Genomic DNA, 8,020 nt, shown 5'->3' on the forward strand with positions numbered 1-8,020 from the left:
GAGAGCGACAAGCTTGGACATGACGCTGGCCGTATCCTGCCCCGGCAATCACGGCAACAATTTCCACCAGATCGTTGAATTATTGCTCCTCCTCAAGGCTGCGGTCGCGTCTCCATATGATTCACACGCTCGCGTCGGCCATCGGCCCGCTTTATCCAAACCTCAGTAGCATCGAGGGCGAGCCCTGGCCCGTGGGCGTAATCCCACCTCCAGCTCGGGTCTGCGGTTGGCCCCATCTCAGATCGACACCCTCTCGAAGGACCAGGCGCAGGCGGAATTCGCCCAAACTCTGTCGGCGCAACAAGAGTTTAAGGGTTTTCGTAGAAGCATTCCAAGCTTCTAATGCCTTCAAATCCGTGAAGACACGGGGCGCATAGTCGTCGGTCGTGATCTCGCGCCAGGGCGGGCCCTCGTCCGTCAACTGTAGCCTTATCACTTCACGGCCCGGATCGGTCCGATCGCTTAGAAGAGCAGTTATATCACCAATCTGTTTTGCGGTTCGATGGCGAGTCTATTGAGAACGTTTCTAAGATTGTCCTATAGGGAACACACTGGCCCTTAGAGGACAAAAATATGACCGATCAGACACAGGATTTGCAGGCCGGATACGTCGGGCTCACCGCTGACCTCGTAGCCGCCTACGTCTCCAACAACTCGGTTCCGGTAAGCGCGCTGCCCGAACTGCTGAGCAGTGTGCACGCCGCCATCCGCGGCCTTACCAACGGTGGATCTAGCGCGCCGGAGGTGGACAAGATCGAGAAGGCAACGCCAACTCAGATCAAGAAGTCGATGACGCAGGATCACCTCTTCAGCTTCGAGGACGGCAAGCCCTACAAGACATTGCGCCGGCACCTGACGCTCCGCGGGCTCAGCCCTGAAGCATACCGTGCGAAGCATGGCCTGCCTGTCGACTACCCGATGACCTCCCCCAGCTATTCGGCTCAGCGCTCGGAGCTTGCCCGGTCCCTTGGACTTGGGCAGCAGCGAAATGTTGCCTCAAAGGCTGTAGCCGCAAGAGCACCACAGAATGAGGTGGTGTCAGACGCACCTTCTCCCGAAAAGAAGCGTACCGGTCGGCCACGCAAGGCTGCGACGGCCGAATAACCTAGGCCATAAAAGCGGGTCGGGCGAGCGTTCGCAGCGCGTCCCCGACTCGCCGTTACTCCGAATGCCGGTTGAGGCGGACCGCAGGGCAACGCAGGGAGTATCGACGGTGGACTGCGGGCGTCAATCGTCGCTCCTGCTTCCAGCGTGAGCAGGGGCGATGAGACGAGGTTTTGCGGCACGAGCCTTACGCTGCGTCTTCTTCACAGAGACGCCGCTAGGATCGAAAGGAATGACATCCCCACCACACCCAACACAGACGGATTTCGCTAGGCGATCCGTGCGGGCGTCGCGGTCCTTGTCCTTCTTTGCCTGCCCCTCGGAATTCAGCACGTGCTGCCGATGCATGGCCTCCATCCGCTTATCCCGATCGGCGTCTGATGCGCTCTGCGGTGATTGAGATGATGCGGTACTAGCAGGTAGCCACAAGGCCCCTGCGGTGAAGGCCAGGATTGCGGAGCGCTTTAGCAGGGTAGTTACGCACGGCATGGGATCTTCCTTCTATGCCTTACCCCTACACCTCAATCAGAGATGCACCGAATGATGCTCTTTGGGGGCAGCCCCGCCGCCCCGATCTGATCGCGGAGCCGGTGGGGTGGGTCGTCCATCTCACGCTGAGCCGGTACGTAACTTGGCTCGACGGATAGGATGGGGCGAAGCGGTTAGCGGAGAGCGAACCTGCAGAATGGTCCACGGCCCGAGATGGGACAAAACAATTTAGTTCCAGTCTCCGCTATCGAGCGTGCAGGCGCCAGCAGTAACGCGGGTGACCTTGCCCCCTGGCCTGCCCTCATTCTGAAGCTAGGGTCCGTCGAGCAGGAGACGGACGATGAAGAAGAGCCGGTTCAGCGAAGAACAGATCATCGGCATCCTGAAGGAGCAGCAAGCCGGGCTGCCGGTGGCTGAGATCTGCCGCCGCCAGGGCATCTGCGACGCGACATTCTACACGTGGCGCTCGCGCTTCGGCGGCATGGAAGTGTCGGACGCGCGGCGTCTGAAGGCGCTCGACGAGGAGAATGTCAAACAGCGTTGAACATTGACCCTGGATCGGCGTCGAACTTTGGGTCTGGCGCAATCTCGATGCAACGCTACTCAGGGCGCGCCGATCATCCGAGCTTCGAGCAGGTCGAGCTTGGCACGGCCGAACATCTGCCGCTTCACGAGCTTCAGGCGGGTGATTTGCCCCTCAGTCTGGCCGTTCGACCATGATTGGGTAAGAGCTGCAGCGACAGCCGCCTTATCCTTCAGCAGGCCGCTGGCAAAGGATGCGAGGAGGCTGCGGGCTGCAGCCTCGATCCATACGTCGAGATCCGATCGACGCCATTCACGGATCATGGTTTGGAAGCGCAACAGCAGGGATCTTGCCTCGTCGAGCGTCGGCACCTCCGCCTCGATCGTCGCCACGATGACGGCTTCGGCCTTCGTCAGGCTGTCCCGCCCGGTCGTCATCAGTCGGGAGAGAATGCGCGCTGACGGTACCTTGCCTGGCGATCTTTCCGGCGCGCGCTCGCTGCGCCGACGGCGCGTCGCCCATTCCCCGACCACGCGTAGGCTGCCGGTGAACCCACTGGCGCGAAGCCGCCGCCAAAGTTCTGCCCCGCTGCGGCAGCCAGCCCCCCATTCGGCATAGAGCCGGGGCAGATAGGCGTCCAGGCTGCTTTGGCGGTGCGGAAGACGTCGCCGGTCAGACCGCGCAGCACGTCGCGCACGAGCTTGCGACTGTGCCCGATGGTCCGGGCGATTGTCTTGATCGGCATGCCTTGCCGCGACAGGGACAGGATCGCTGCGCCGGTCGCCTCCCTCCGGAGATAGCCGTCATACTGCAGGCGCTCGGCGCAGGTCAGTCGTTCGGGATCGACCGTCGCGGCTCTCACCGCGATGCGGATGGCCGCCATCGACTTGCGCACGGCATCGAGGAAGGCGGCGCTGACGTTTTCCATCAAGTGCCATCGATCAGCGACCTGAACGGCATGAGGCAGCGCCCGCGTCGTCGCCTCGCCGTAGCAACCACCGCGGTCACGGGCGACGACAGTGATTTCGGGATGTGCCGCAAGCCACGCCTCGACGGTGCCGCTCTCCCGATCCGGGAGCAGGGCGATGACACGTCGCCGTTCCAGGTCGCAGACCAGCGTGCCGTAGCGCTGTCCCCGGCGGTAGGCCCAGTCGTCGATGCCGATCACGCTCGGAGGCTCCACCGGACGGGCGGCACGGCGGCGCACGGTCCGCAGCATCGTATCCCGACTGGCCGGGACCATGAGACGACGCGCGAAGCTGGCGGCGGGTCTACCGCCTAGGGCAAGGCCGAGATGATGCACGATGCAGTCGAGCCGGGCCGTACGCCGGGCGTAGGTAGCGGCGAGATCCGACCCGAGCCGCTCGGCGAAGATCTTGGTCTGGCAGTCCGTCCCCACGCAACGGAAGCGGCGCACGCTGACATCGATGACGACGCGTCTGCCGGCGACAGGCAGATCGGACAGGGTACGCGTGTATCGGCTGTGGATTCGAGACGAGGGCTGATCGCAGCCAGGGCACCGGGCCGAGGTGGCGACAGGCCGGGCGGTGATGGTCAGGCCAGTGCCGACCTCGACATGATCGATAACGAGGCCACGCGGGAATACGGAACCGGGATGCAGGCTGCGGGCATGGTGGAATCTCCGACGACCGAAGCCGAGATCCATCAACTCGCCTGCACCGAAAGTGAGTCAGACCCAAAGTTGCACGCCGAAACACACTGAACCGGGCTTAAGCCGAAGCCAGCCCATGCCGTGAGGGCTGCAAAATTCGGCCTATCCTACTTTGAGTCAGGCCTATTCATAGAGCCGTCCAATTCGGTCTCGCCCCAGGTGAAGGGCGCAGCGCCTCCCGCCCACGGACAGGACGTACCTCCCCATGCAAGACCATGCCAGACGCTCGATCGCGCCGGTGCGAGGGCCCGCGCATGCTCAGAATCTAAAAGCGGGTTGGTGTGTGAGCGAGTGCCGAACCGCGCGGCGTGCCGGGCGAGGCGAGCCTAGATCAACGTTACTGAACAAGTCACGGCCAACCGCCATTCGACGGAGACCGCGCAAACCCAAGTGGATTGTGCCATGAACACTCGTATTGCTTCTGCTGTTGCTGCTGTTGTCCTCAGCGTCAGCGCCGTTGCTTCGCCCGCTGTTGCCAAGACCTATCTCGTACGGGGGCAGGTCCCGGCCTATGACGTGATGTCCTCCAACGCGGGCCGTGCCACAGCCGATGACGATCTGACTACCGGATCGATCGGGTACAGCCGTGGCCGGGGCCACGACTCGGCTCAGGAAGGCAACGCCAATCAGCCAAACTTCCCGGTCCAGCAGTACGGACAGACCACGGGTGGCGGTCGCTAAGCCTTCACACCCTTGAGACGACCAGCGGTGGGGCGAGAGCCTCGCCGTTTTTGTTTGTGCGGATCACGCGGGTCTACCTCTGGTACGCCATGTTTCAGCGGATTTGTGCGCCAAACCAACAACTTTCTCGATCCAAGCTGCATCGGCGTTGGTGACACGGGCTAACCGCTCGAATGTCCTAAGACGATCTCGGTCAGCCTTATTCAGGAAACGTCCTCCAAACGCCTTCGGCATCGTCCAATCGATCATGAGAGCGTAGCCGGCAGCACTGCTCCAGGGCTCCACAGGCTTGGTATCCCAAAGGCGCATTCCCAGCCTGCAACAGGGTGCGGAGGGGGCGCTGTCGCCGGAAGCGGGCGGACGTGAGGAGGGTTGTGGTGTACCTGCTATGGGTGCTTCGACAGGCCAGGCTTGAATGGCGCTGGCAAGAACGCGCCAATCAAGGCCGGCTGCAGCGAGGGTCCGGCCTATGGCGCGGGCGGCGGCGATAACTTCGTTGTCCTGATCGCTGCCGAGAAGCGGCAAGAGCTTGCCAAGCTTCTGACGGACCGCAGGCGGGATCATGACCGCCATCCAGGTAGGCCGGTCCATGCTTGGTCGATGATGCCCTCGCGACGCTCAGCGCGGTCAGGAGCGGCGTCGGCGGCGATGCGTAGGGTTGCTCCATTGCTTCCGTGCCACCAGCCTCAGCGGCCTCCTGGCCCTTGTGACGGATGGCTGCCTTGAACGCTCTGACGGCTGGGCCAGCGGTTGGCTGGCTCTCGACTGCCGCAACGAGCCCAATCACCGCCTCCGCGATCGGCACGATGGCTACCTGCCACGTCGGAGCCGGAGGCGCTTCCGGCTGAAGCGGGGCTGCCGATAGGTGCACGGTCGTTCGCGGGCGCATCATGCGTCGGTTCTTACGGCTGTGACGGTGAGGCGTCCATAGGAGGGGAGGATCGCGCGGCGGTCGAGCGGCGCGAGGCGATTAAGGGCGACGCTGGCCGGCTCTAGGGCCTCAAGGTCGGTCTCGGCCTGGGCGAGGAGCCGGCAGGCATTGAGCGCGCGGGGCCCGGCATAGACGCGAGCCAGGGCCCGCACTCCACGCAGTGTCGGGTTCGCGGTTCGGCTACGTTTTACCGACAGTAGAAAACCCGTCAAGTTTCCCCAACGGGATCTGAGCCGTCTGCACGGCTGGATCGGCGTGTTTGCTGGGCGTCGGAGAAACGACCGTATTTCCGACGTTAGCAAAAGCCTCGATTTCTTCGCGAACGTTCGCTCGACACCGCGTCGGGTATCAAACAGCGTTGAACATTGACCCTGGATCAGCGTCCAATCGGGGTTCTGACGCACTTACGCTGATGATCAAGGCGTGAGCCCGATCAAGCGAGCTTGCAGCAGGTCGATCTTGCCGCGGCCGTACATCTGGCGCTTGACGAGCTTGAGCTTTGTGACCTGTCCTTCGGTCTGGCCCTTTGACCATGGCAGTGTGATTGCGGCCTGAACTGCAGATCGGTCCTGACCGATGCCGCGCGCGAAGGAGGCGACGAGACTTGCCTCGGCCCGCCTGAGCCATCCTTCGAGCCGGCCGGGCTAGTTTCCTCGCACCATCGACTGGAAGGCGCTGACCACCTCGCGTGCCTCAACCAGCGCCGGCACTCCAACCTCGACAGCGGCCACGGTCAGCGTCTCCGTCCTGGTCAACCGGTCGCGACCCGTCGTCAGCAGCCGCGCCAAGGTTCGCGCCGACGGCACACGCTGAAGCCGCTCGATGTTGGCCTGCTCGGCGCGCCGGCGGCGCGTCGCCCATTCCCCAATCACGCGGAGCGATCCTCGGAAGCCCTGCGCCTTCGTCATCCGCCAGAGTTCGGCGGCATTGCGGCTGCCTGCGTCCCACTGGGCATGGGTCGGGGACGTTGGGCGACAACGAGGCCCAGGCGCTGGCCGAACGGCTGCACGGGCGGCGGAGCGCGAACCGCGAAGGGATCAAGCCCGTGGGCATCCCTGCCGGCCGAGTCAGCCTGTTTCCGCCAAAACGGGCGGTAACCTCCCCAGATCGCGCTACCTCTCGCGACCGCCGCCGCCTTCTGGCCTCATCCGGGCCAATGCCGCCTGCTCTTGCCGCACGGTTCACCACCGGCCAACTCGCGGTCCTGCGCATCGTTGCCCGATGAGGTAGCCGCCAAGGGCGTGTGCGGGCTCTGTACCGATGCTATCGCAGCCCGTGCTGGCGTGTCCCGTCGCCTCGCTCAGGGTGCCGTCCGGCTCGCAGAAGGTGACGGACTGCTGACCATCGAGGAGCGCCGTCACGAGGGCCGGGAGAACAGCCCGAATCTCGTTCGCATCATCAGTCGGGAATGGCAGGCCTGGATGCGGCGCGCCGGCCTAGCGAAGGCAGGGGGTATAGGATGCAAAAAGATTCACCCCATGGATAGTAGGGTTCTAACTTCGGAGAAAACTCAGGCCAACGGCCCCCAAAGAGATCTGCCGGGATGACAGGGCCGCCTCCGGGGAGGCGGCTCGCGAGAATCGCACGGGACGGCAGAGCCGTTGAAGGCCATACGGTGAGGGAATGCGTCTGAACATACTACTTCAATCTTACTTAAAAATTTTAGTAGTATGAAATAAGAAATTTAGTTTGTTGTTCTATACAAGTTTGTGATGTGAGCGCCAAAAGGCACTTCCGGTCCTAGTTTAGAGTATGAGCTTGCGGTGCTCAGGATGTACATGACATGCTGGTTTCAATAATTCTATTTTTGGCAGGATTGATAACCGGAATTTACTATAAAGTTTGGATTATATTATACGCTTCTATTTGCATATTTTTTGGCTTTTTTCTTGTTTGGTACATAAAACAAGAGGTTTTTGCAATAAAATTTCTCATATTTTTCGCGTATCTAACAGCTTTACAGGCGGGATACCTAGTAGGTATCTATATCAAATACGGACGCAGTTCCTAAAGGATACGGTTGCACATCTACCAAAGCCAGATCACCTGCCCTGTAACTCGGTATATCAACGCCCAAGGCAAAGCAGCCAGAAGACACATACAAACGACAAGGAATAAAGGTGGTTTTTTTTCAAAAAAACGCGGCGATGTCGTAATTTGGGGCATGATTGTCTCAAATTGGGACGAAAAAAGATATCTATGGATTGAACTGCACAATCTGGGCCTATCTCCAATAAATAGCGCGGAGGCCGTCCAAATTTTTAGATAACTCAATATAGTATAATATCCAGTAATATAGATTTCGATATATTAGAGGATATATTTGTAAATAAAAAATCACAATTATATCGAGTAAATGTAGATAACCTATATTATGCAATATATTTGAGAATGGCCACCATTTGAGGCTGATTCTCAAGAACAATTCATCAAATAATTCACTTCACCTCCTGCAAGCTTCCTATATAATGATGTTGCCCGCAAAACGGTCGTTTTCTTTACGATGTAGTTTTGGAGCGCAACTAGAGCCGTGCCCTGGCGGGTTGAATCGCTTGGGGTAGGCGATCTGGCTGGCGTGTGATTCACTGGACGGGCTTATGAGGGAGGATTGCCATGCCGT

The 8,020-nt window shown here is 60.5% G+C and carries 3 protein-coding genes and 3 pseudogenes; 3 read left to right on the forward strand and 3 right to left on the reverse strand.

All coding sequences use genetic code 11. The features are described 5' to 3' along the window. Positions 1-573: 573 nt before the first annotated feature. Together ASF32_RS16870 and ASF32_RS16875 are read left to right on the forward strand one after the other, a co-directional pair. A complete protein-coding gene (locus tag ASF32_RS16870; RefSeq protein WP_056430845.1) occupies positions 574-1,104 on the forward strand; it encodes a MucR family transcriptional regulator in 531 nt (176 codons plus the stop codon). Positions 1,105-1,933: 829 nt separating this feature from the next. Next, a pseudogene (locus tag ASF32_RS16875) lies at positions 1,934-2,134 on the forward strand (transposase); the annotation flags it as partial. A gap of 62 nt (positions 2,135-2,196) precedes the next feature. Here the strand turns inward: ASF32_RS16875 and ASF32_RS16885 are convergent. Continuing rightward, positions 2,197-3,782 (reverse strand): annotated as a pseudogene (locus ASF32_RS16885) (ISL3 family transposase). 408 nt (positions 3,783-4,190) lie between these two features. Here ASF32_RS16885 and ASF32_RS16890 point away from each other — a divergent pair. Beyond that, on the forward strand, positions 4,191-4,469 hold the full coding sequence (locus tag ASF32_RS16890; RefSeq protein ID WP_056430851.1) for a hypothetical protein: 279 nt from the start codon (positions 4,191-4,193) through the stop codon (positions 4,467-4,469). Positions 4,470-5,357: 888 nt separating this feature from the next. On the opposite strand, the gene ASF32_RS16895 is transcribed toward ASF32_RS16890, so the two are convergent. Both ASF32_RS16895 and ASF32_RS16900 read right to left on the reverse strand, forming a co-directional pair. Next, positions 5,358-5,552 carry a hypothetical protein gene (locus ASF32_RS16895; protein WP_056430854.1) on the reverse strand — a complete coding sequence of 65 codons (195 nt, stop codon included), beginning with the start codon at positions 5,550-5,552 and terminating at the stop codon, positions 5,358-5,360. Between the two features lie 264 nt (positions 5,553-5,816). Continuing rightward, positions 5,817-6,353: pseudogene (locus tag ASF32_RS16900) on the reverse strand (transposase); the annotation flags it as partial. Positions 6,354-8,020 lie beyond the last annotated feature (1,667 nt).

Source organism: Methylobacterium sp. Leaf91 (genome assembly GCF_001422815.1).
Lineage (GTDB): Bacteria > Pseudomonadota > Alphaproteobacteria > Rhizobiales > Beijerinckiaceae > Methylobacterium.

What these genes read in the sequence shown, in the direction of transcription:
- ASF32_RS16870 (WP_056430845.1), top strand. Translation starts at nt 574, where the DNA reads ATGACCGATCAGACACAGGATTTGCAGGCCGGATACGTCGGGCTCACC.
- ASF32_RS16890 (WP_056430851.1), top strand. Translation starts at nt 4,191, where the DNA reads ATGAACACTCGTATTGCTTCTGCTGTTGCTGCTGTTGTCCTCAGCGTC.